The organism is Microcoleus sp. B4-C2 (genome assembly GCF_036705265.1).
In the GTDB taxonomy this organism is placed as follows: Bacteria; Cyanobacteriota; Cyanobacteriia; order Cyanobacteriales; family Microcoleaceae; genus Microcoleus.
The window spans coordinates 1-1046 of sequence record NZ_JAUBUB010000223.1 but is presented as its reverse complement, the minus strand read 5'-3'; the positions used below and the strand labels follow the sequence as shown (position 1 = coordinate 1046).

General features: G+C 36.8%; 1 protein-coding gene. It reads right to left on the bottom strand.

The genetic code is table 11. From position 1 onward, the window contains the following. Nucleotides 1–896 (bottom strand): transposase (locus QUB20_RS28545; protein WP_333291857.1); only part of this gene is annotated, 896 nt, incomplete at its 3' end. Nucleotides 897–1046: the final 150 nt, after the last annotated feature.

Below are 1046 nucleotides of genomic sequence, written 5' to 3'. Positions count from 1 at the left end.
ATTTCTCCGTTGGCTTGAACCTCAGAGATACAAGCCAACCTAATTTGGCAATTTAAACAACAACTCCACACCACCAATGTATATAATGAAACTCCCGGTTTTATTTCTTTAACAAAATTAAGACGACTCAAATCATGGCAGTCAACCTTACCATCATATTTACGTGGAGCTCCCAGTTTCTTTTGTTCACCAGTATAAAGATAGCGTAGGTTAGCATCAACTCTTAACTTGCCAATAAAGTCTAAATTTAACTCCCGCACAGCATCCCAGAATTTAGAGCGGTAGTAATAGCCATCAGCGACCAAATAACGTACAGAATTTGGGAAGAAATAACGAGTATTCTTTAGATGTTGTGCATAGTCATCAACTCTTGTGATGTCAGGCGTTGAGCTTTGAGACTCCTGTTTTTTGCGAGATTTTTTTGACCAGCTATTCTTCGGTTTTTGTGGTATTTTTTTCACCTTCTTTATTTGAGGGCGTGATGGAGTTTGTTGTACGCTTAAGCTATAAGATAAACGACTCTCAATTTCGACAATAGAAATTACAGAAATTTCCAACCCCTGTTCCGATTTCCCCGCTACACCATTATAAAAATAACCCTTACCGTCAGTTTTTTTGCCACTTTTTTTTAAAAAAGAACAATCGATAACGGCAATGACTGTGTGTTCAGGATTTAAGGCAGATTCGAGGAAATATTGATTAAATTGTGGAAAATTAAAGCTTTTGAGAAAGTGACGACGGTAGGTTTTTTCGCTCAAATAACTATAACGACTGAGATTCGTGAAGTTGACCTTACCATAGACCAGCAAAATAGTTGAGAATAAAGTGATTAAAAACTTCTTTTGGGGTTGACTAATTCCTGGCAGTTGTTGTAAGATGGATTCAATAATCTTCATAAGGCAATCTGTTGAGCTTGTGTGTTTTTATAGCTTAACCTAAAAGAGTGCCTTTTTTTCTGTTTATTTTGGGTTCAGATAGCACTCAGTTTTTTCGCTTCTGTGCTTTATTGCGTAAGCATCCCTATTTAAAAACTGTCCGGAGTATTG